This is a genomic window from Eisenbergiella tayi (assembly GCF_001881565.1).
Taxonomy (GTDB): domain Bacteria; phylum Bacillota; class Clostridia; order Lachnospirales; family Lachnospiraceae; genus Eisenbergiella; species Eisenbergiella tayi.
In genome coordinates this window covers 227,598-248,641 of sequence record NZ_MPDJ01000005.1, presented here as the reverse complement: position 1 = coordinate 248,641, position 21,044 = coordinate 227,598, and the positions used below count along the sequence as shown (strand labels likewise).

Annotated in this window: 21 protein-coding genes; 20 read left to right on the top strand and 1 reads right to left on the bottom strand. The window is 51.5% G+C overall.

The genetic code is table 11. The features are described 5' to 3' along the window. Window positions 1-20 precede the first annotated feature (20 nt). The 3 genes from bilQ (at window position 21) to BLA28_RS19235 (ending at window position 4,361) form a co-directional block, all read left to right on the top strand. Window positions 21-470 carry a bilirubin utilization transcriptional regulator BilQ gene (bilQ, locus tag BLA28_RS19245; protein WP_069157638.1) on the top strand — a complete coding sequence of 150 codons (450 nt, stop codon included), beginning with the start codon at window positions 21-23 and terminating at the stop codon, window positions 468-470. Continuing rightward, on the top strand, window positions 442-1,548 hold the full coding sequence (gene bilR / locus BLA28_RS19240; protein ID WP_069157637.1) for a bilirubin reductase: 1,107 nt from the start codon (window positions 442-444) through the stop codon (window positions 1,546-1,548). The genes bilQ and bilR overlap by 29 nt, the downstream gene beginning before the upstream one ends. Window positions 1,549-1,760: 212 nt before the next feature. Further along, a complete protein-coding gene (locus BLA28_RS19235) occupies window positions 1,761-4,361 on the top strand; it encodes an FAD-dependent oxidoreductase (RefSeq protein ID WP_071699289.1) in 2,601 nt (866 codons plus the stop codon). 37 nt (window positions 4,362-4,398) lie between these two features. On the opposite strand, the gene BLA28_RS34705 is transcribed toward BLA28_RS19235, so the two are convergent. After that, complete coding sequence (locus tag BLA28_RS34705) at window positions 4,399-4,491, bottom strand: DUF6783 domain-containing protein (RefSeq protein WP_318265017.1); 93 nt, start codon at window positions 4,489-4,491, stop codon at window positions 4,399-4,401. On the opposite strand from BLA28_RS34705, the gene BLA28_RS34700 reads away from it, so the two are divergent. The 17 genes from BLA28_RS34700 to BLA28_RS19155 all read left to right on the top strand — a co-directional run bounded on the left by BLA28_RS34700 (window position 4,456) and on the right by BLA28_RS19155 (window position 20,993). Then, window positions 4,456-4,551 carry a DUF6783 domain-containing protein gene (locus BLA28_RS34700; protein ID WP_334292762.1) on the top strand — a complete coding sequence of 32 codons (96 nt, stop codon included), beginning with the start codon at window positions 4,456-4,458 and terminating at the stop codon, window positions 4,549-4,551. The genes BLA28_RS34705 and BLA28_RS34700 overlap by 36 nt on opposite strands. A 182-nt stretch (window positions 4,552-4,733) precedes the next feature. Beyond that, on the top strand, window positions 4,734-5,900 hold the full coding sequence (gene hemA, locus BLA28_RS19225) for a glutamyl-tRNA reductase (protein WP_169897271.1): 1,167 nt from the start codon (window positions 4,734-4,736) through the stop codon (window positions 5,898-5,900). 57 nt (window positions 5,901-5,957) lie between these two features. Next, window positions 5,958-6,614 (top strand): precorrin-2 dehydrogenase/sirohydrochlorin ferrochelatase family protein, encoded by a 657-nt coding sequence (locus tag BLA28_RS19220; protein WP_069157948.1) that lies wholly within the window; start codon window positions 5,958-5,960, stop codon window positions 6,612-6,614. Then, window positions 6,611-7,543: a hydroxymethylbilane synthase gene (gene hemC, locus BLA28_RS19215; RefSeq protein WP_069157634.1), complete on the top strand. Its 933-nt coding sequence runs from the start codon at window positions 6,611-6,613 to the stop codon at window positions 7,541-7,543. The genes BLA28_RS19220 and hemC overlap by 4 nt, the downstream gene beginning before the upstream one ends. Then, window positions 7,543-9,087, top strand: a complete 1,545-nt coding sequence (cobA, locus tag BLA28_RS19210) for a uroporphyrinogen-III C-methyltransferase (RefSeq protein WP_069157633.1) — start codon at window positions 7,543-7,545, stop codon at window positions 9,085-9,087. The genes hemC and cobA overlap by 1 nt, the downstream gene beginning before the upstream one ends. Window positions 9,088-9,120: 33 nt before the next feature. Further along, window positions 9,121-10,101: a porphobilinogen synthase gene (gene hemB, locus BLA28_RS19205; protein WP_069157632.1), complete on the top strand. Its 981-nt coding sequence runs from the start codon at window positions 9,121-9,123 to the stop codon at window positions 10,099-10,101. A gap of 58 nt (window positions 10,102-10,159) precedes the next feature. Next, a complete protein-coding gene (gene hemL, locus BLA28_RS19200; protein WP_071699288.1) occupies window positions 10,160-11,431 on the top strand; it encodes a glutamate-1-semialdehyde 2,1-aminomutase in 1,272 nt (423 codons plus the stop codon). Between the two features lie 58 nt (window positions 11,432-11,489). Further along, entirely contained in the window at window positions 11,490-11,828 is a 339-nt protein-coding gene (locus tag BLA28_RS19195) for a helix-turn-helix domain-containing protein (protein WP_069157631.1), read from the top strand. A 44-nt stretch (window positions 11,829-11,872) separates the two neighbouring features. Then, window positions 11,873-13,081 (top strand): GGDEF domain-containing protein, encoded by a 1,209-nt coding sequence (locus BLA28_RS19190; protein ID WP_069157630.1) that lies wholly within the window; start codon window positions 11,873-11,875, stop codon window positions 13,079-13,081. 15 nt (window positions 13,082-13,096) lie between these two features. Further along, a complete protein-coding gene (locus tag BLA28_RS19185; RefSeq protein WP_044971199.1) occupies window positions 13,097-13,771 on the top strand; it encodes a response regulator transcription factor in 675 nt (224 codons plus the stop codon). After that, on the top strand, window positions 13,768-14,856 hold the full coding sequence (locus BLA28_RS19180) for a sensor histidine kinase (protein ID WP_069157629.1): 1,089 nt from the start codon (window positions 13,768-13,770) through the stop codon (window positions 14,854-14,856). The genes BLA28_RS19185 and BLA28_RS19180 overlap by 4 nt, the downstream gene beginning before the upstream one ends. A 213-nt stretch (window positions 14,857-15,069) precedes the next feature. Further along, complete coding sequence (locus BLA28_RS33845) at window positions 15,070-15,219, top strand: hypothetical protein (protein ID WP_169897270.1); 150 nt, start codon at window positions 15,070-15,072, stop codon at window positions 15,217-15,219. Continuing rightward, window positions 15,216-16,058 (top strand): ABC transporter ATP-binding protein, encoded by an 843-nt coding sequence (locus BLA28_RS19175; protein ID WP_069157628.1) that lies wholly within the window; start codon window positions 15,216-15,218, stop codon window positions 16,056-16,058. The genes BLA28_RS33845 and BLA28_RS19175 overlap by 4 nt, the downstream gene beginning before the upstream one ends. Further along, entirely contained in the window at window positions 16,055-17,047 is a 993-nt protein-coding gene (locus BLA28_RS19170; RefSeq protein ID WP_069157627.1) for an ABC transporter permease, read from the top strand. The genes BLA28_RS19175 and BLA28_RS19170 overlap by 4 nt, the downstream gene beginning before the upstream one ends. 4 nt (window positions 17,048-17,051) lie before the next feature. After that, complete coding sequence (locus BLA28_RS19165) at window positions 17,052-18,089, top strand: ABC transporter permease (RefSeq protein WP_069157626.1); 1,038 nt, start codon at window positions 17,052-17,054, stop codon at window positions 18,087-18,089. Between the two features lie 143 nt (window positions 18,090-18,232). Further along, window positions 18,233-19,372: an aromatic amino acid transport family protein gene (locus BLA28_RS19160; protein ID WP_069157625.1), complete on the top strand. Its 1,140-nt coding sequence runs from the start codon at window positions 18,233-18,235 to the stop codon at window positions 19,370-19,372. A 1-nt stretch (window position 19,373) separates the two neighbouring features. Continuing rightward, window positions 19,374-20,993 carry an amidohydrolase gene (locus BLA28_RS19155; protein WP_069157624.1) on the top strand — a complete coding sequence of 540 codons (1,620 nt, stop codon included), beginning with the start codon at window positions 19,374-19,376 and terminating at the stop codon, window positions 20,991-20,993. The last annotated feature ends 51 nt before the right edge of the window (window positions 20,994-21,044 follow it).

Genomic DNA, 21,044 nt, shown 5'->3' with positions numbered 1-21,044 from the left:
AAGTAACAGGAGGTATTGCCATGCTCCAGTCATTCGCTTACTACGTGAGCATATTACGCAAGGATTTCACAGAGTATTGCAGCAATCAGCTTTCAGGGGCGGGACTGTCTCCGGGACAGCTCTATTTTATCCTGTACGTCGGAAAGCATCCGGGGTGTGCCCCGGGAGAACTTTCACAGGCGCTCCGCATGGACGCAGGGCATACCAACCGGTCCATAAATAAGCTGATAAAGGACGGGTTCCTGATACAGGAGCAGAACCCTCACGACAGGCGTGCCCATATCCTCCATCTGACAAAAAAAGGGGAAGATGCATTCCGTCTCAGCCATGAATTATTTTCCCGATGGGATAAAGAAGCTTTGAAGGGACTTACCAACAAAGAACAGGAACAGCTGATGGACTTGCTGCAGAAGCTGCATACGGAAAAAGGGGGGATCTGTTGTGTACGAAACGATTCTCAGCCCTGTTGAAATCGGCGGTCTTACCTTAAAAAACCGTATTGTTTTTGCACCGACCTCACTGGGGCTCAGGGGAGAGGAGCTGGAGCAGAAAATTACAGCTATCGCAGAGGGCGGCTGCGCCATGATTATTATCGGCGATGTCCCGGTGTCGGACAGAGGGTTTTTCAGCCTGTCCGGTAAAAAAGGATTTGCCCATTATAAGCGTCTGTGTGAGCTGATTCATGCCGGCGGCAGTCTGGCGTGTGCCCAGCTTCATCAGTCGGACAGCGATGTGAAAGGAATGCTCAGATACATTCCCGGCCTGCTCACCAAAAAGATTACGGCAGAGGAACTTCGGCATCTGCTGAATCAGCAGACAGGCAGATATATTACACAGCTGTCCTCTCAGAAGGTATCGGCCATTACATCATCCTTCGGGAAAGCGGCTGTCCTGGCAAAGCAGGCAGGGTTCGATATGATCCAGATACATGGGGATCGTATGTGCGGCAGTTTTTCCTCCGGTATCTATAATGAAAGAACGGATTCATACGGCGGCAGTCCGGAGAAGAGAGCGCATTTTGCCGTGGAAGCGGTATCCGCCGTACGGCAGGCGCTGCCGGATATGACAATTGAGTATAAGCTTGCGGTACGTCAGGAAAATCCGCATTACGGGAATGCAGGCATATTAACGGAAGAACTCCCTGTATTTATTCCCATGCTGGAAAAGGCAGGGGTTAACAGCTTTCATGTGGCGTTGGCGGATCATTCCAGCCTTACGGATACCATACCGCCTGCCAATCATCCTTATTTTGGAGAAGAAGGCTGTTTTCTGCGCTATTGTGACTGTGTGCGGAAAATTACGAAGCTGCCGGTATGCGGTGTGGGCGGGCTGACGGATCCGGACTTTGTGGAGCAGCAGCTTGCCGACGGCCGCATTGCCTATGCTGCCATGAGCCGCCAGCTGATTGCAGATCCGGCCTGGCCTGATAAGCTGCGCTGCGGACAGAAAGAAAACATTCGCCGCTGTGTCCGCTGCAATGCAGAATGTCTGGGAGGAATACAGAAGCATAGAGGGGTCCACTGTATTTATGACAAGGCAGAACCATAAGGCCGGCTGTACCGGGGCTACGAAAGGTAAGGATAAATTTATCTTATAGGTACCAATTAATATATTATTTCACTTTATTGATAAAATGGATTATCATTAAATTACTACTGCCCGGGTCAATGTCAGACTGCATTTCGATTTGCCTGATATTGGCCCGTTGCCTGCGGATGGGGCAGGAAAATTACATATAAGAAAAACAGGGAGAAATCAGCATGAAACTATTAGTCATCGGAGGGGTCGCAGCCGGAACCAAAGTCGCGGCGAAATACAAGAGAGTGATGCCGGAAGCGGAGGTTACCATCGTAACCAAAGGCAGGGATATTTCCTATGCAGGCTGCGGCCTGCCCTATTACATCGGGGAAGTAATTGAAGGAAAGGATCAGCTCATTGTGAATACGCCGGCCCGGTTTGCCGCGCTGACGGGAGTTCTTGTACAGACGGAGAGAGAGGTTACAGGACTTGACAGCCATGAAAAGAAGGCGATTGCCAGAAATCTGCGTACCGGAGCGGAAGAGATTTATGAATATGATGCCTGTGTAATAGCGACGGGGGCTTCTTCCGTGGTTCCGCCGTTAGAAGGGGTAAGGCTTCCCGGGGTATTCACCATGCGTACGCCGGAGGACGCTATTGAAACAAGAGATTATCTGAAGGAACATCAGGTGAAAAAAGCGGTTGTCGCAGGCGGAGGCTTCATTGGCCTGGAGGTTGCGGAGAACCTTCTGGCTCAAGGTATTTCCGTTACGGTAATGGATATGGCGCCCCAGATAATGCCGGGCTTTGACCGGGAAATGGCCGATTATGCGAAGCGTCACCTGGAGAAAAAAGGAATCCGTGTACTGACCTCTACGAAACTGGAGGGAATCACCGGATCGCAGAAGGCGGAAGGAGTAAAAACCGATAAAGGCTTTTTGCCGGCAGAGCTGGTGATTTTGTCCATAGGGATCCGTCCGAATACAGGCTTTTGCCAGGAGGCAGGAGTGGAGATGTTTAAGGGCACTATCCTGGTGGATGATAAAATGCGCACCAACCTTCCGGATGTATATGCGGCAGGGGACTGTGCTATGGTAACGAACCGCATGACAGGGGAAAGACAGTGGTCTCCTATGGGCTCTTCCGCCAATATGGAGGGACGCACCCTGGCTCTGGCGCTGGGCGGTGAAGACGTGAGCTATCCCGGTGTCCTTGGGACAGGTGTTGTGAAGCTTCCCGGGCTGAACGGAGGCCGTACCGGACTGACCGAAGAGGCTGCCAGGGCTGCCGGTTATGATGTGGAAACCGTTCTGGCTGTAACCGATGACAAAGCCCATTATTATCCCGATGCCTCTTTCTTTGCAACCAAGCTGATCGCGGACAGGAAAACCCGCAGGCTGCTGGGAATTCAGGTGCTGGGGCCGGGAGCCGTGGATAAGATGACGGATATCGGAGTGATGGCCGTAACCTTCGGCGGAACCCTGGATCAGATGACCTCTCTGGATCTGGCTTATGCGCCGCCGTTCTCCACAGCCATCCATCCTTTTGTTACGGCAGTGCAGATCCTGAAGAATAAGCTGGACGGAGTGATGGAAAGTTTCACTCCTGCGGAATATATGGATGGCGCGGCAGCGGATTACCGCATAATTGATGTCAATCCCGCAGGCCCGACCATTCCCGGCGTCACTTATGTGGATCTGAACAAGGTGCAGGGAGAAATGCCTCAGCAGGGCTTCTTTGGTATGGGAAAGGAAGAAAAGCTGCTGTTAGTCTGTGCCAAGGGAAAACGTGCATATCTGCTTCAGAACCGGTTAAAGCATTATGGTTATACCAATACGAAGGTGCTGGAGGGATCTTCCTTCTTTAATATAATACGCACCGGAAATGCGGCGGAGAAGGTGACGGTGTCGCCGGAGGATATTACCCGGGTAAAGGCGCTGGGATGCCTGCATAACAAGGGAACCAATAATTTTAATGTCCGCGTCATTACAAGAAACGGTAAGGTGACAGCGGAAGAAAACAGATGTATCGCGGATGCCGCAGCCCTTTACGGAAACGGTGACGTGGTAATGACCACCAGACTTACCATGGAAATCGTGGGCGTTCCTTATGAAAGAATAGAGGAGCTTCGGGATTTCCTGGCCGGAGCGGGTCTGGAAACCGGCGGTACGGGTTCCAAGGTTCGTCCTGTGGTTGCCTGCAAGGGAACAACCTGCCAGTACGGACAGCTGGATTCCTACTCCCTCTCCGAAAAAATACATGAACGTTTCTATCACGGTTATTATGAGGTCAAGCTGCCTCACAAATTCAAGATTGCAGTCGGCGGATGCCCCAACAATTGTGTAAAACCGGATTTAAATGATTTTGGTATTGTCGGACAGCGGATTCCCACTTATAATATAGATAGTTGCCGCGGATGTGCCAAGTGCCAGGTGGCGGATATCTGTCCTATGGGCGCCGCACAGGTTACGGACGGCAAGCTGGTAATCGATGAAGAAAAGTGCAATAACTGCGGACGCTGTATCGGAAAATGCCCGTTCCATGCGGCGGATGAAGGAACCTATGGCTATAAGGTTTACATAGGCGGGCGCTGGGGAAAGAGAACCGCGCACGGACAGGCGCTTGACAGAATCTTCACCAGTGAGGAAGAAGTACTTTCCGTTCTGGAAAAGGCAATCCTTCTTTTCAGGGAACAGGGAAATACGGGAGAGCGTTTTGCAGACACGGTGAGCAGAATCGGCTTTGAAAAGGTACAGGAGCAGCTGCTGGGAGATGAGATCCTTGCCAGAAAAGAGGAAATCGTCGGAGCCAGCCTGCATCTGAAGGGCGGAGCTACCTGCTAGAGTGTGTTTGAAAATTCATTCCCGCCATCTGTACGCCTCACTTTGAGGTATATTTGGTTCCAATTCGGTCAACGTAGCCCGCTACGCCTCCCTCATTGGAACCAAATCTCCCACAAAGTGTGCCGCACATCTGACGGAAAGTAATTTTCAGACACGCTCTAGGGTGAGCGCCGTCATAATGAGAAAATAAGAAAAAGGCCAAGGTCAAGCTAACGTCAGCGCGCTTGACCTTGGTTCATGTAGATTGTTCCTGCCCATTGGCCCGCTGTACCGGCTGCGAGGCAGCCGGTACAGCGGGCCAATGGGCAGGAGCAGTAAACTAACTTTCAGAAAAAAAGATCCATGCCCTATGTAAGGCATAATGGAGGAAATATGGAATGTATCAGCATCAGCTTCAAATCCGCACCGGAGGAAGTGAGAAAATGTTTTGTGTTTTCCGAAGAGGAAAAAAAGAAATTTCTGGAGCAGACAGGCCAGGCGGTGGTGCTCAATACCTGTAACCGGACGGAGATCTATGTGACGGGCGGGGAAAACAGTTTCTCTTTGCTGGAAAGGCTGCTGGCGGATAAGAGCGGTATGGAAGAAACACAGCTGCGCCGGATTTCCAGACGGTTTCAGGGTAAAAAGGCCCTGGAGCATTTATACAGGGTTACCTGCGGCATGGATTCTATGGTTCTGGGAGAGGACGAGATCCTGGGACAGATGCGGCAGGCTTATTTATTTTCCTGTAAGGAAGGAAAACCAGGGTATGAGCTGAATACGGCGTTCCAGGGAGCATTGGCGTGCGCTAAAAAAATCAAGACGGAAACGGAGATTTCCAAAGCTTCCGTTTCCATTGCCACTCTGGTTTCCAATGAGGTATTTAAGGCGGAGAGCGGGCCGGGGCGGACGGAAAAAGGGCTGCCAGGCGTGGAAAACCAGAGGACGGACAGCTTCCTTCGGGTACTTCTCATCGGCGGAAGCGGAAAAATGGGAAGTATTATCCTTAAAAATCTGCTGGATCACGGAAATATCCATGTGCTCGCCACCAAAAGGAACCATGCGGTAACGGGGAGTGCTAAAGGAGCGCTTACCGTGGTGGAGTACGGGGAGCGCTATGATTATCTGGAGCAGGCGGATGTGATCATTTCCGCAACGGAAAGCCCTCACTATACTCTGACGGCAGGAGAGGCAGCCGGTTATCTGGCGGATGGCAGAGAACGTCTTTTTATCGATATCGCCGTGCCTGCGGATATGGATAAGGATATCGGAACCCTTCCCGGCTGCCGGCTGATATCCATAGATGATTTCGAACGGCTGGCGAGCAGGAATAACATCCGTAAGCAGCAGGCCATTCTGGATGCCGGGGAAATGATGGCCAGGGAACTGGATACCCTGTACAAGACGCTGGCCTTTCATGATGCCGCCGGAAGGCTGGATACATGGAAGGAAAGGTTCGCCGGCTGCGGGCCGGACAAAATCCTGTATTTCCTGCGGGATAAGCTGGATGCCGCGTCTTTTGAAGCGGTTTTGAAAGTCTGTGAAGAGAATCAGGAGTAAGGACACCCTGCAGGAAGCGGATGCATGAGGCGGCTTTTTGCGGGAAGGGAGGAAATAATGGGACATTTTCCGTTTTTTATGGAAATCGGGGGAAAAAAGGGAGTTATACTCGGAGGAGGCCGTGTGGCGGCAAGAAAGGTGGAGAAGCTGCTTCCTTTCGGGCCGGTTTTGACCTGTATCGCACCTGCAATCGAAGAAGAACTGGAGCAGCTGTCCCGTTCGGGGGAGGCTTTGACTTTTGTTTACAGGGAAGCCTGTGAAGAAGACCTGGAAGGCGCCTGTTTTGTCATTGCGGCTACGGATAAAGAAGAGGTCAACGCCTGGGCGGCCGGTTGGTGCCGGGAGCGGCATATCCCGGTGAATGTGGTGGATGACAGGGAAAAGTGCAGCTTCTTTTTCCCGGCGCTGATACAGGAAGGGCCGCTGACCGTCGGAATTTCCACAGACGGAAAAAGCCCGGCCGCCGCTTCTTTTGTAAGAAAAACGATGGAACAGGAATTGCCGGGGGGCCTGGGGAATACCATAGAAATACTGGGAAGGCTGAGGGAGAGGGTGCTTGAGCTTCTGCCGGAACAGAAAAGAAGGGCGGCATGTCTGGAGGCTCTGTTTGTTTATTGCAGAAAGCGGGATTTCCAGGCGGAAGAACCGGAGCTGGAAACATATCTTGCAGAGCTTCTTGAAGCATCGGCGCCTGCAAAGGGAGGAAAAGGATGACGGAAATCAGAATCGGTACCAGAGGAAGCCGGCTGGCGCTGGTGCAGACCGGAATGGTGGCGGACGCCCTGCGCGCGTGCCTGCCGGATGCCAGGATTGAGACGGTGATCATAAAAACCAAAGGAGACAGAATCCTGGATAAGCCGCTGGGGGAAATCGGGGACAAAGGGCTGTTTGTTTCCGAACTGGAGGCGGCACTTCTGGAAAAAAAAGTGGATATAGCGGTACATAGTGCGAAGGATCTTCCCATGTGTCTGGCGGAAGGTCTGGAAATCCTGGCAGTGCCCCAAAGAGCGGATGCCAGGGATGTTCTGGTACAGGTGAGAAAAAAAGGCTCGGAAGGGACCGGGCCTGAGGGGGCAAAAGCGGGCTTTGCAAGTCTTCCGCCCCGGCCTGTTATCGGAACCGGCAGCAAGCGGCGGGAGCTATATGTAAAGGAGCTTTGCCCGCAGGCCCGGGTGGAGCTGATCCGGGGAAATGTGGAAACGCGCCTTTCCAAGCTGGAAGCGGGCCAGTATGACGGGATTATTCTTGCCAAGGCCGGTTTGGACCGTCTGGGTATTATGGAGAAAGAAAAGGAGCGTTTTTCCTTCACTCCGCTGGAGCCGTCCCTTTTTCTTCCCGCCGCCTGTCAGGGGATTATTGCCGTGGAAGGCCGGTCGGACTGGGAGTACAGGGAGGCTGTAGCGCAGCTTTGCCACAGGGAGAGCCTGCTTTCCTTTGAGGCGGAGCGGCGCGTGCTGGAGGTCCTGCAGGCGGACTGCAGCCAGCCGGCTGCGGCATACAGCGTGACAGAAAAAACAGAAGAAACGGAAAGGTTCCGGCTGACGGTGATGTATGGCGGCCGTCAGGTACAGGGAGAAGGGGGAGTGAAGGAGCGGCTGGCCCTGGCGGACGCTCTTTCCTTACAGATACGGAGAGAACTCTGATGGAGAAGAAAAAAGGAAAAGTATATCTGGTGGGCGCAGGCTGCGGAGAAGCGGATCTGATAACGGTCAGGGGCCTTGCGTGCCTGCGCCGGTGCGATGTGGTGTTATATGACAGCCTGACGGCGGCACAGCTGCTGGAACAGGCGCCTTCGTCATGTGAAAAAATCAATGTGGGGAAGAGGTATGCCGGAAAGGCCATGCCTCAGGAGGAGATCAACAGGCTTTTGCTGGAAAAGGCAAAAGAAGGAAAGGTTGTGGTGCGCCTGAAAGGCGGAGACCCTTATGTGTTCGGGAGAGGCGGCGAGGAAATGCTGGCGCTTCAGGAAGAAGGGATTGCCTGCGAGGAAATACCGGGCATCACCTCTGCCATTGCCGCACCGGCATCCGCGGGAATTCCGGTGACGCACAGGCAGTGCAGCAGGATGGTCACGATTCTTACCGCTTCCTCTGTTTCAGGAGAAGGAAAGCAGGAGTCCCTCACGCCGATAGATTATAAGGCCCTGGCGAGCCTGGAAGGGACTCTGGTCATTCTGATGGGAATGCATCACCTGAAGGAGCTTGCCGGAAAGCTGATGGAGGCGGGAAAAAGAGGGGATACGCCGGCAGCAGTGATCATGGATGGAGCCACCGACAGACAGCGCAGTGTCCGCGCGACCCTGGAAACGCTGGCGGAGGCGGTGGAAAAAGCCGGCCTTAAGCCGCCTGCGGTCATAGTCATCGGGGAAGTGGCCGCTCTTTCTCTCTCTGCCGGAACAGCGCAGGGAGAACTGGCGGGCCTGCGCGTCGCGGTGACCGGAACGGAAGGATTTTCCGCCCGTCTGGCTGAAAAGCTGAAGGAACAGGGAGCAAGTGTGATCGACTGCAGCTTTCTGCGTGCCGTTCCTACAAAAGAGAGACTTCCGGAATTGGATGGATACTCCTGGCTGTGCTTTACCAGCCCCAATGGCGTGGCGCATTTTTTCAGCAAGCTTCGGGAGGAAAAAAGAGATCTCAGAACACTTTCGGGAATGCGCATAGCCGTTATCGGGCCGGGTACAAAAAGCCGCCTTGAGGAATATGGTTTTTATGCGGATGCCATGCCTTCCGTTTATGATGCGGATCATCTGGGGCATTTAGTGGCTTCCCTGGCGGAAAAAGAGGAAAAGATACTGATTTGCCGCGCAGATAAAGGGAGCCGGGAGCTGACGCGGAACCTGGAGCAGGCCGGAATTTCCTATACGGATTTTCCCCTATATGAACTGGAAGCGGACAGGGAAAAGCGCAGGGAAGCGGTCAGAAATGCGGCGGAAGCGGATTATCTGCTCTTTGGGAGCGCGTCGGGCGTGGAAACCTTCCGGGATGGGCTGCTGGAAGAGAAGACGGAGCTGCCGGAGCGGGTAACGATTGCCTGCATCGGGGAAAAATGTGCCGGAAAGCTTCAGGAAATTCAATTGCGGAATCCTTTGTCCGGTGGTACACTCGTGGCAGAGGAGTTTACCACCGAAGGATTGGTAAGGTGTGTAATAAACGAAGAAAAAGCGAGACGGACGGGGAAAGACGCGTAAATTTCCCGGGAAGAGCCGTAAAAGGAGAGCAGGATGCAAAGATTCAGACGACTTCGTAAAAATGAGACAATCCGTTCCATGATGCGGGAGACAAGGCTGCATCCCGCGGATTTTATTTATCCCATATTTGTGATCGAAGGGGAAAATATAAAAAATCCGGTGGCTTCCATGCCGGGAGTTTATCAGTATTCCATTGACCGTCTGGGAGAAATCATGGAAGAAGTGAAGGCAAGCGGTATTTCCGGTGTCCTTCTGTTCGGAATTCCCGCCTGCAAGGATGAGATGGGGAGCCAGGCTTATGCCAGGGACGGGATTACCCAGAGAGCGGTAGCTTACATAAAGAAAAATTATCCCGATATTTATTGTATCGTGGATGTGTGTCTTTGTGAATATACCTCCCACGGCCACTGCGGTGTGGTAAAGGATGGAAAAATTCTGAATGATGAAACCCTTCCTCTGCTGTCAGCGATGTCCGTAACCCTGGCGGAAGCCGGGGCGGATATGATAGCGCCTTCCGATATGATGGACGGACGGGTTGCGGCAATCAGAGAAGCCCTTGATGAGAACGGTTTTACGGATATCCCGATTATGGCCTACAGCGCTAAATTCGCATCTGCCTATTATGGGCCGTTCCGGGATGCCGCCCATTCCGCTCCCGGGTTTGGGGACAGGAAAAGCTATCAGATGGATTTCGCCAATGGGCAGGAAGCGCTGCGTGAGATTTATTCCGATATCCAGGAAGGCGCGGACGTGGTTATGGTGAAACCGGGCCTCGCCTATCTGGATGTATTGAAGGAGGCGGCCATGACGGTAAGCCTTCCGCTGGCGGTTTATAATGTAAGCGGGGAATATTCCATGGTAAAAGCGGCTGCGGCAAACGGATGGATTGATGAGAGACGGATTGTGACGGAAAATCTTACGGCGATGAAACGGGCCGGTGCCAAAATTATTATCACTTATCATGCGCTGGATATGGCGAAGTGGCTGGCAGAGTCAAATACCCCGCGGGAATAAAGCGGAGCGCGGCATCAGAGTATAGACACTGTGCGAAACGGAAAGGCAGGAAACAAAATTGACAAAATCAGAAGAATTATTTGAACGGGCGGGAAAACTGATGCCGGGCGGAGTGAACAGTCCTGTGAGGGCCTTCCGTTCGGTGGGAAGAACTCCCTTTTTTGTGGAAAAGGCGAAAGGCGCCTATCTTTATGATGCGGACGGCAACAGGTATCTGGATTATGTATGCTCCTGGGGGCCGGGAATCCTGGGACATGCGGTCCCTTCGGTGGTGGAGGCAGTTCAGAAGGCCTGTGAAAACGGCCTGACCTTCGGCGCGCCTACGGAAAAAGAGGTGGAGCTCGCGCAGCTGATACAGTCCTGCGTCCCCTCTATGGAAATGATGCGTCTTGTCAATTCCGGTACGGAAGCGGTAATGAGTGCGGTGCGTGCGGCCAGGGGCTTTACCGGAAGGGAAAAAATAATCAAGTTCACCGGCTGTTATCATGGCCATTCCGACGGCCTGCTGGTCAAGGCAGGTTCCGGGCTGCTGACCGGCTCTGTGCCGGACAGCGCCGGCGTGCCCGCGGGCTATGCGGCGGCGACGCTTCTGGCGGAATACAATGATATCGAATCGGTTCGCAGATTACTGGAAGAGAATGAGGGGCAGGTAGCCTGTATTGTGGTGGAGCCGGTGGCGGCCAACATGGGCGTGGTTCCTCCCGAAGAAGGTTTCCTTGCCGCACTGCGTGAAGCGGCGGATGCATATGGGGCGCTGCTGATTTTTGATGAGGTGATCACCGGATTCCGTCTGGGACTCGGCGGGGCACAGGGCTATTACGGCGTGACGCCGGATCTTTCCACCTTCGGTAAAATCGTGGGCGGGGGAATGCCTCTGGCGGCATACGGCGGCCGCCGGGATGTGATGTCCTGCGTGGCTCCCTGCGGCGCAGTATACCAGGCGGGAACCCTGTCCGGAAACCCGATTGCGGTGACGGCGGGGACGGAAATGCTGAAACTGCTGATTGCCCATCCGGAAATCTATGCCCAGATCGATCAGTCGGCGGCCCGTCTGGAGGAGGCATACCGGGAAACCGGACTTACGGTGAATCGTGTGGGCTCCCTGCTTTCCCCGTTTTTTACAAGAGAAAGGGTGAGGGATTACCAAAGTGTCATGACCTCAGATACCGCGGCTTTTGCCAGATATTTCGGATGGATGCTGGAAAAGGGGATTTATGTGGCGCCCTCTCAGTTTGAGGCCATGTTTGTATCGGCGGCCCATAGCGCGGAGATGATTGATATGACCTGCGATATGGTAAAAGAATATGGGAAAAGCGGAATGATTTTATAACTTGCCTTATTATATTGTTTGTGATAACTTAATATTACAACATATGTGGAGGGATTTTATGATTCATCGTTTAAAGGAAGTGCGGAAGGAATTGGGGCTGAATCAGACCGACTTTGCCAAATATCTGGGTATTACACAGACCGCATATTCTATGATAGAAAACGGAAACCGTCCGTTGTCTGATAAGTATGTGAAGGTAATCTGCTCTGCATTTCATGTAAATGAAAAATGGTTTATTACTGGTGAAGGGGGCATGTTTCTGGATTCTCCTTATGAAAAGGAATTCATGGAAATATTCAATTGTCTGGTTCCGGAAACCCAGCGGTTTCTTCTGCTTATGGCGAGGGAACTCCTTAAAACCCAGCGTAAGCTCCTTGATGCAGACGACAGGCGGTAAAGGAATCATGAAAGAAAGCAAATACAATATATGAGGTACAGTGCATGAACATAAGCAAATATGGGGATAAGCTGAGACAGACTATGAAACCCATAATTCTTCCGGAACAGAAGGAACGGTTTGAGGAATATTATACAAGAAAAGCGTTTCGCATTGAGCGGAATATGGCGGGTATCATTATAGCCATGCAGGCCTGTATGATATTGATTTTTTCTTTTCGGAAGGGAGGCCCTTTTATATCACCCAGGAGGATAGGATATTTTTCGCTGTATTCCATGCTGCTGATAGCGACGAGCTTTTTCCTGACAGGCTATATAAATCTGGTTAAATCGGGGAGGTTTCACTCGGTTATTATACTGAGACGCGTTTATACCTGTATTTTGTTTATCTGGTGCATAGGAATTACCATGCTGGAGCAATTTGGAGGGAATACCATCGGCGTATACTGTTACCTCATACCAACCATAGCGGCGCTCCTGCTGATGGAGCCTTTGGAAAGCATTTTGTTTTTTTCAATTAACTGGGGAGTGGTGGTGGTGCTCCTTGTTGTAAGCGGGGTGAATAAGGAAAACCTGTTCGGCAATATAATAAACGGGACCTTTGTAACCTTTCTTTCTGTTTTCATATCCATCCGATATAACCGGAGCGTGGAGGCGGAATTCAGGGACAGGGAAATCATTTCCATGCAGTACAAGAAAATCCAGAAAGCAAATGACAAGCTGCATGAGATGGCTTTTACCGATCAGCTTACGGGCCTGCATAACAGGCGTTACTTAATGGAAAAGATTCTGGATCATTTTGAAGAATATCAAAATAAGGACTGTTATCTTGAAATGATCATGGTGGATATTGATTATTTCAAGCAGTATAACGATACCTACGGACATCTGGAAGGCGACGTTTGCCTGAAAAAAATTGCGGATATTCTGGAAGAGTATGAGCAGATAGAAGGAACGGCGGCAATCCGATACGGCGGGGAAGAATTCCTTCTTGTGCGGATTTCAAAACAGCCCGGGGAAGAATCACGGATGGAAGAGGCTTTGATGAAACATATCGATTCGGCCAATATTCCAAGAGAGGATACCCCCTGGAAAAAGGTCACGGTAAGTATAGGGATATGGAAGGGAAATACAAGGGAATTGGAGAAGGGGGAAAACGCTATCCGTTATGCGGATAAGGCCCTTTATTGTGCGAAAAGTTCAGGAAGAAATTGTATTTACCGGTATAATCAGGAAGAATTCTGCAGGGAATAAAGGATAGGAGCAGCTATGGCCAGAATCATGGTGGCAGAAGATGAAAAGCAGATGCAGGATATTATTGTGGAGTATATGCGCCGGGGCGGGCATAGCTGCGTGACTGCGGAGGATGGGATAGAAGCGCTGGCCCTCTTGAAGGAGGATTGCGCTGATTTGCTGATTTTGGATGTGATGATGCCTCATCTGGACGGGTTTACAGTCTGCCGGCTGGTGAGGGAACGGAGCGGGATCCCCATCATTCTTCTGACGGCCAGGGCGGCGGAGGAGGATAAGCTGAAGGGGTATGAATTCGGAGCCGATGATTATATGACGAAGCCCTTCAGCCCCAGGGTGCTGCTGGCTAAGGTGAATGCCCTGCTGCGCAGGACAAGCGCCAGGGAACTGGAGGCGGAGGCCTTAAGCGCCGGCAAAATCACTTTGATGCCTTCCGCCCGTAAGGTATATGTAGACGGACAGGAGGCGGCTCTTACCCATATGGAATATGAGCTGCTTTTCTTTTTTTTAAGCCATCCCGGAATGGTCTTTACCAGGGAACAGCTCCTGGATCGGATATGGGGATATGATTTTGCGGGAAACAGCCGTACGGTGGATACACATGTCAAAACGCTCAGGCAGAAGTTGGGAAGCGAAGGGCAGTGGATTGTCACGCTGATACGTTCCGGTTATAAATTTGAGGTGCGCCTATGAAGCTTAGGAACTGGTGCAGAGATAATTTCGGCATGCATACTATCCGGAAAAGGGTATTTTTCCTCTCCAAGCTGGCGGGAGGAACCATTGTACTTTTTTATTTATTCACATCGGTTCTGCCGGTGGGGCAGGATGCCGCTTTTCTTATCTGGTTTTTGCTGATGCTGGGGGTGATCCTGCTGGTGGATTACCTGCTGGGTCGTTTTATCACCAGGCCGGTGGATGAATTGAATGAAGCGGCGGGACGTATGGCGGGGCTGGATTTTTCCAGGCCCTGTGAGCTGAAGAGCACAGATGAGTTCGGCATGCTTTCTCAGAATCTGAATACGATGGCGGATAACCTGGAGAATGCCCTTTCCCGGCTGGAGGCGATCAATGGCCGTCTCGAGACAGAGGTGGAGCGGGAAAAAAGAAGGGTGGCGGAGCGGAAGGAACTGGCGGATAATCTTTCCCATGAGATGAAAACGCCGCTCGGTGTTATCCGGGCCTATGCGGAAGGCCTGCAGGATACCGGAGAAGAGGAAAAAAGAAAGCAGTATGCCCAGGTTATCATAGGGGAAACGGAACGGATGAACCGCATGATAACCTCCCTGCTGGAGCTGTCGGCCATGGATGCCGGAGCGGTACAGCTTGCGCCTGTGCTTTTCGGCTTTGTGGAATTTACGGAAACAGAGGCCGGAAGGCTTCTGATGGATCTGCCATGGAAAGAATTTGAACTGGAATACCGGCTTCCTGCCATGGAGTATCAGGTCTGCGCGGATAAGGGAAAAATGGAGCAGGTTCTGGATAATCTTATTGGCAATGCCAGGAAGTATGTGAGTCCCGGAGGAATCCTGCGGATAACTCTGGAAAAGGAAGAAGGCTTTTTACGTTTTGGTGTTTATAATGAGGGAGACTGCATCCGGGAGGAGGATCTGCCCCGGGTATGGGATAAATTTTACCGTGTGGGAGGCCGGAGTACGGAGGGGGCCGGACTGGGGCTTGCGATAGCGGCGGGAATACTGGAACTGCATGGCTGGAAGTATGGGGTTCGGAACAGGGAAAAAGGGGTGGAATTTTACTTTTTTGCTCCAATCGAAGATTGAGAAACGGAAAAATGAAAAATGGCAGCATGTCTTTTACCTTGAGTGTATCACTTAAGGCAGGGCAGGCTGCTTTTTTGTGGAACAAATTACCTCCGAAGAATGGAAGCGTTATTTTCACACGGATTTCACATGGCGCCCATGGGGATTTCGCTGTCCGTTAGTATTCTTTTATCAGAAGCTTATAACAGATTCTGAAAGAAAAAGGAGGCAGTTATGATAGGAAGCGGATGGGGATGGATTCAGTGGGCAGGGATTATTGCGGGGATGGCTGTGATATTGGCAGTTAAAGTCCTGTTTATGCGATGGTGGGGGAAAAGGCGGAAACCGGACGACAAGAAAAAGAAATGGGGGGAAGAGGAATGATAGAAGTAAAGGATCTCGTCTTTTCCTATGAGAAGGGCAGGAAGGCGCTGAAAGGGTTGGATTTTGAGGTGGAAAAAGGTGAGATATTCGGCTTCCTCGGCCCAAACGGTTCGGGGAAGTCCACAACCCAGAAGATCCTTACCGGTATTCAGGGAGGCTATCAGGGGGAAGTGAGACTGATGGGAAAAACGCCGGATAAGACGGACAGAAAGGTATTTTACCAGGAAATAGGGGTATTGTTTGAATTCCCGTATCTGTATACGAATCTGAGCGCTCTGGATAATTTGAAGTTTTTTTCTTCCTTTTATTCCCGGGAAAGGAGGCGGGATATCATGCCGCTTCTGGAACGCCTGGAATTTAAAATGGATTATCTGAAGAAGCCGGTGGCTTCTTATTCCAAGGGAATGCGTCAGCGGGTGAGCATGGCCAGGGCGCTTTTGGGGAATCCGGATATCCTTTTTCTGGATGAGCCTACCAGCGGCCTGGATCCCTCCGGCGCTGTTCTGTTCCGGGAGATCATCGAAGAGGAAAGGAAAAAAGGGACTACGGTTTTTCTTACCACCCATAATATGCTGGACGCGGATTTGCTCTGCGACCGGGTGGCATTTCTCGCGGAAGGAAGCATTGCGGCCCTGGACACACCGGAAAGTCTGAAGGAGAGGTACAGCAGAAAAACAGTGCAGGTGGTATACCGTAAGGACGGGGAGAGGGTGCAGCGGGATTTCACCCTGGAAGAGCTGGGGCTGACCTTTCCTGAGGATATTGTGAGTATTCATTCCCAGGAACCCACCCTGGAGGAGGTATTTCTGAAAACGACCGGAAGGGGGCTTACGGGATGAAAAAAGAGTGGAAGGCGTTTCTTTGGAAGGATATCCGGCTGATGGCTTCGGGACATTTTTTCCTGCTGGCTTTTGTCTCACTGCTCCTTTATACCTGCTATATCCAGTTGGTGTATGTAAAAACGGATCAGGCTATTTTTCCTGTGTATCTTTATAATCCGGAGGGAACGGCGGTTACGGCATCACCGGAAATAGAGGCGGTATCCTCCAGGGAAGAACTGGAGGAAAAATGCGGGGATGCTTATGGGGTGGGAATCCTGATGGAAGGGGGAAGTCCCTCGCTTTCTTTAAAAAGCAGCGGCAGCAGGGAGCTTGATGCGGTTCGCGTCGCTTATGCCCTTTCCCTGCTTACAGATGAGAAGCCGGAGCCCGCGGAGATCATAGGAAATAATGATAAGGAGATGAAACAGCGAAGGGAAATAACCTGCGAGTTCCTTTATTTTGAACTGACGGCGGTGGGATTTCTCGGAGTGGCAGCCCTGCTTTTTAAAGAGAAAAAGATGGGCGTAATGAAACTTTATGCGGCTATTCCTGTGAGACGGCCGGTCTTTTTGATTTCCAAGCTTTCCGCATGCTTGGCGGCTGATCTTATATTTACTATCGTGTTTACCGTGCTCAATCTGGGAATGACGGCTTCTTTACAGGGGCTTCCGGCAGTGCTGGTACAGGCGGGAATATTATCGGGTATCATGGCTCTGATCGGTTTCTTATGTGCGCTGTGGCTGTCGGATTTTAAACAGTTTTCCCTGTTTTACCTCGGCCTGGCTATTTTTATCTGTACGCCGGTGTTTCTTGTTGGGCAGACTGGCGTGGAATGGAAATGGATGGAATACAATCCGGCATACCGGATTTTTGCAGGCATGAAGCAGGCTTATTTTGAAGGAAAGGCGGGCGGCGGATTATATTTGTTTTCCTGCCTGCTTGCATGGGCCGCACTTTTTGGACTTTCATTGTATGCCTGGAATTCAGAAATGAAAAAGGAGGGATGAGGGCATGGGATGTGGAATTTGGTATCAGCTGAAAAGCTGTGTGCGGGATAAGATGTGCATTCTTTCCTTTCTGCTGCCCGTAATTGCGGGGATTGCGCTGAATTTTCTGGGGGATGTGGACTTGCTGGATTTGGCGGAGCCGGAATTCGGTGTGGTGAATGAGAACTTAACTTCGCCGGAAATCCGGGACTGGCTGGAAGGACTGGGGACGGTGAAGGAGTATCTGTCGGAGGAAGAATTGAGGGAAGCTGTGCTGGAGCCATCCACCAGCGTGCTGGGAATCCGGCAGCAGGGAGGAGGAATTTCTGTTACCCGTGCCGGGGATGAGCCTGAAATGATACAAAAGCTTGCCGACCGACTGCCGCTGCTGTATGAGGAAAGAGACAGGAATAGTACGGTATCAGTAAGCATGGCAGTACCGGAGGGAGATACCGGGCTGAAAAATCTGTTTATTTCCATAATTATGGTGACCGCCATGTTTATGGGAGGTACCTTCAGCGCCATGAATATTCTGGGGGAAAAGGAGGATGGAACCATTTTAGTAAATGACGTTCTTCCCCGTTCCAGGCTGGTTTATCTGTTTCAAAAAATCGCTGTGGGCCTGCTGGGAGGAATCCTTTCGGCCGGATTGACCGCCCTTGTCTGTATAAGGCCTTTGTGCATGATCCAGCTGCCGGGGCTGACGGCGGTCATTCTTTTATCGGCATTTCTGGCGTCTCTTGCCGGAGCGTTTACCGGAAGGGCGGCAGAAGGGCTGATGGCGGGGATTGGGCTTCTGAAACTGGTGATGATCGGGTTTATTGCTCCGCCGATTCTGTTTTGGCTGCTGCTGCCGGCGGGCAGCAGGGGAAGCGGTCTGGTCTGTCTTGTTCCATCAGTTCCGGCATTCCGGGGAATCATGGAGCTTTTGGAAGGAGGAAGCTTTCCGGCAGTATATATCCTGCTGTTATCCGTACATTGCGTGGTATGGCTTGTCGTGTATTTGTGGACAGAAATGGCTGGGGAGAAAAAAAAGAGATGTAAGTGCGGAAAACTGGCGTAAGCATCATGGAAGAAAAAGGGTTTGCGTGGAAAAAGGAAAGAATGGCAGAAAGATATGCCATTCTTTTTTTATTTCTTCATTCCTTCTTGTTATTTCTACTCCCCCGATGTTACAATTTATAACAGTATGCGGAGGGAAAGAAAATGAAAAACAAACAATTGACTATCGTGGAAAGCGCCTGTATTATTACCGGTTATGGAATCGGCGGGGGAGTGATGGCAATGCCTTATCTTGCCCAAAGGAACGGATGTCTCATGAGCCTTCTCATTCTGGCAGCCGCTTTTCTGGCAAGCTTCATCCTTCATGTGATGATAGCGGAGCTGGCCGTAAAGAGCGGCGGAGGCTCGCAGATTATTGAAGTCTTTTCCAGATATCTGTTTCAGGGAAAATATAAAAAGGTGCTGACACTGGCCTTTTTCGTGATAATGGCACTGGTGCTCTTTACCAATCTGGCCGCTTACATATCCGGGGCGGCGGAAATTATAAGCGAACTGCTGGGGATATCCCTGTGGCTTTCCCGGCTGTTGTTCTATGCTGCCGCCGCGAGTGTGGTTCTCTTTGGGCTGAAAGCGGTGGGAGTGAGTGAAAAACTGGCGGTAGGGGTTATTTTCCTTCTGGTCGGCCTGTTGGCCTGTTTTTCCATGCTTCACATTCAAAATCCCCTTCCCGTTAAAGCGGGCAGTATAACGGAAGGACTGGCCTATTTCGGCATGGGCATGTTTGCTTTTTCCGCGTTCTTTTCCGTGCCGCAGGCGGTATCGGGCCTGGGCGGAGATGGGAAAAAAGTACGAAAGGCCGTATTTCTGGGGCTTCTCAATAATTTTATCCTGATTACGGTAATCACGGTCTGCGCTCTGCTTTCCTCTGCACAAGTGACGGAGGTTGCCATGATTGGCTGGAGTAAGGGAATCGGCAGCTGGGCGGAAATGGTGGGTTCCCTGTTTACCATTCTGGCGATGCTTACGACCTACTGGTCTATTTCCCTTGCGCTGGCGGACATTGTGGAAGAACAGCTGAAGCTGTCAAGAAGGCTTTGCTGGGTGATTGCCACGCTGCCGTCCCTGGCCCTTACTTTTGCGGGGCTTGGAGGCTTCATGGAATTCATGCGACTGGCCGGCGGGCTTATCGCTATCCTCATCGCCCTCCTGGTGGTGCCTGCATTCCGGAAGGCATCCCGGGAACCGGGGGATTCGCTGCTTGGAAGATGGAGCGGCGGATGGATGCAGATTCTGATTATAATCGCCTATGTTCTGATGGCGGTTGGAAATGTGGTGAAGATATAAAATGAAAACATTATATTATGGCGGAACAATCCATACCATGCGCAAAGAGCAGGAAACCTTTACGGCGCTGGGAATAGAAGAAGACCGGATTATTTTTACAGGCAGCACAGAGAAAGAGACTCTGAAGGGCTATGACCGTTATGTCGATCTGGAAGGAATGCATGTTTTTCCGACGCTTACCGATTCTCATGTGCATCTGCTTTATACCATGATTCTTGCGGTCTCCAGCTTTAATCTGTGTGAGGTGACAGACGGGGGAATTGTGCCGGACAGCATGGACGGAGTGGAAGACAGGGTCAGGGATTACTGCCGTTCTCATCCCAAACAGAAAATTATTTCAGCAAACCAGTATATTCTTTCCGCCATGAAGGAAAAGAGACTTCCGGACCGTCATGAACTGGATGAATGGACCGGCGGCAGATGTATGATCATCTATAATATTGACGGGCACAGCAGCTGTATTTCCACAGCGCTGATGAAAAAGTTGGGCCTGTCCTGTGAGGGGCATGACGGGAGGTTCTCCGGCGAAGAGCATGAATTTATGCAGGGAAAGGTGACCAATCTCATCGCAGCCTCCGTCACCCCGGGAGTGCTTGCGCGGGGGATTGCCAATTTTTCCAATCTCTGCGCCCGTTACGGAATCAGCCGTGTATGCGCCATGGACGGAAATGAAGATGTTAAAAATGATATTCTTACCAGGCTGCTGGCTTTTATCGCATCCCGGATGGATATTGATGTACGCCTGTTCCCTCAGTATCTGGATTTGGAACGCGCGCGGCCCTTCCGCAGGCTTCAGAAGTACCCCAGGGCAGGAGGATGCGGAAGCTGGGAGCTTGATGGTTCGGTAGGCTCGCACAGCGCCGCTTTTTATGTACCCTTCCGGGACACGGGAGAAAAGGGACATTGCTATTATGAGAAAAGTCTGATTCTGAGCAAGGTAAAGGAAGCCAGGCAAAAGGGAATCCAGCTTTCCAGTCATGCTATTGGTGAAGCGGCCATTGACCAGATAGTGGACTGCTATGAACAGGCAGAAAAAGAGAATGCAGGACAGCAGGATGGCGCGGGTGCCCCATTGTCACGTATTGATCATTTCGAATTCCCCTCCCGGGAAGCGGTGGAGAAGATAAAAAAGCTTCCGGTGGCGCTTACGGTCCAGCCTGGATTTTCCTGGCTGGACAAACGGTACCTGAAAAGCTATGAGCAGTTCCTGCCGAAGGAAAAGGCAGAGCAGCAGATTCCCCTGAAGGAGCTGGCGGAGGCCGGTGTGTGCATCTGCGGATCCAGCGATTCTCCGGTACAGTCCATGAATCCCTATGAGCAGATGCTTGGCATGGTGGAGTTCTTTCTGCCGCAGCAGTCCCTCACGCCTTATCAGGCTCTGTGCACCTATACCCGGGAACCTGCCAGGATGCTTGGGGAGGAGAAGGACAGCGGGACGCTTGAGGTGGGGAAGAAAGCGGATTTCTGTGTGATGAAAAAGGATTTCTGCCGGGCGGAGCCGGGGGAGATTGGGGAATTCTGTGCGGAATATATGGTGAAGGACGGAAAGAGGTATGAACAGAAGAAGGGGACGGTGTGGGAACTTGTGAAAATGCTGTTCCGGAGAAAGAAGAAGATATAAATGTGTTTGAAGGAAGTATTATTCCCACGGGGATTTGACTGGCAACAATCC

Bases quoted from the DNA above. Each gene is read 5' to 3' on its own strand.
- BLA28_RS19165 (WP_069157626.1), top strand. From the start codon at position 17,052: ATGGGATGTGGAATTTGGTATCAGCTGAAAAGCTGTGTGCGGGATAAG.
- BLA28_RS19235 (WP_071699289.1), top strand. From the start codon at position 1,761: ATGAAACTATTAGTCATCGGAGGGGTCGCAGCCGGAACCAAAGTCGCG.
- hemA (WP_169897271.1), top strand. From the start codon at position 4,734: ATGGAATGTATCAGCATCAGCTTCAAATCCGCACCGGAGGAAGTGAGA.
- hemB (WP_069157632.1), top strand. From the start codon at position 9,121: ATGCAAAGATTCAGACGACTTCGTAAAAATGAGACAATCCGTTCCATG.
- BLA28_RS19170 (WP_069157627.1), top strand. From the start codon at position 16,055: ATGAAAAAAGAGTGGAAGGCGTTTCTTTGGAAGGATATCCGGCTGATG.
- BLA28_RS19175 (WP_069157628.1), top strand. From the start codon at position 15,216: ATGATAGAAGTAAAGGATCTCGTCTTTTCCTATGAGAAGGGCAGGAAG.
- BLA28_RS19190 (WP_069157630.1), top strand. From the start codon at position 11,873: ATGAACATAAGCAAATATGGGGATAAGCTGAGACAGACTATGAAACCC.
- BLA28_RS34705 (WP_318265017.1), bottom strand. From the start codon at position 4,491: ATGTGCGGCACACTTTGTGGGAGATTTGGTTCCAATGAGGGAGGCGTA.
- bilQ (WP_069157638.1), top strand. From the start codon at position 21: ATGCTCCAGTCATTCGCTTACTACGTGAGCATATTACGCAAGGATTTC.
- cobA (WP_069157633.1), top strand. From the start codon at position 7,543: ATGGAGAAGAAAAAAGGAAAAGTATATCTGGTGGGCGCAGGCTGCGGA.
- BLA28_RS33845 (WP_169897270.1), top strand. From the start codon at position 15,070: ATGATAGGAAGCGGATGGGGATGGATTCAGTGGGCAGGGATTATTGCG.
- BLA28_RS19195 (WP_069157631.1), top strand. From the start codon at position 11,490: ATGATTCATCGTTTAAAGGAAGTGCGGAAGGAATTGGGGCTGAATCAG.
- BLA28_RS19185 (WP_044971199.1), top strand. From the start codon at position 13,097: ATGGCCAGAATCATGGTGGCAGAAGATGAAAAGCAGATGCAGGATATT.
- BLA28_RS19220 (WP_069157948.1), top strand. From the start codon at position 5,958: ATGGGACATTTTCCGTTTTTTATGGAAATCGGGGGAAAAAAGGGAGTT.
- hemC (WP_069157634.1), top strand. From the start codon at position 6,611: ATGACGGAAATCAGAATCGGTACCAGAGGAAGCCGGCTGGCGCTGGTG.
- BLA28_RS19160 (WP_069157625.1), top strand. From the start codon at position 18,233: ATGAAAAACAAACAATTGACTATCGTGGAAAGCGCCTGTATTATTACC.
- BLA28_RS19180 (WP_069157629.1), top strand. From the start codon at position 13,768: ATGAAGCTTAGGAACTGGTGCAGAGATAATTTCGGCATGCATACTATC.
- BLA28_RS19155 (WP_069157624.1), top strand. From the start codon at position 19,374: ATGAAAACATTATATTATGGCGGAACAATCCATACCATGCGCAAAGAG.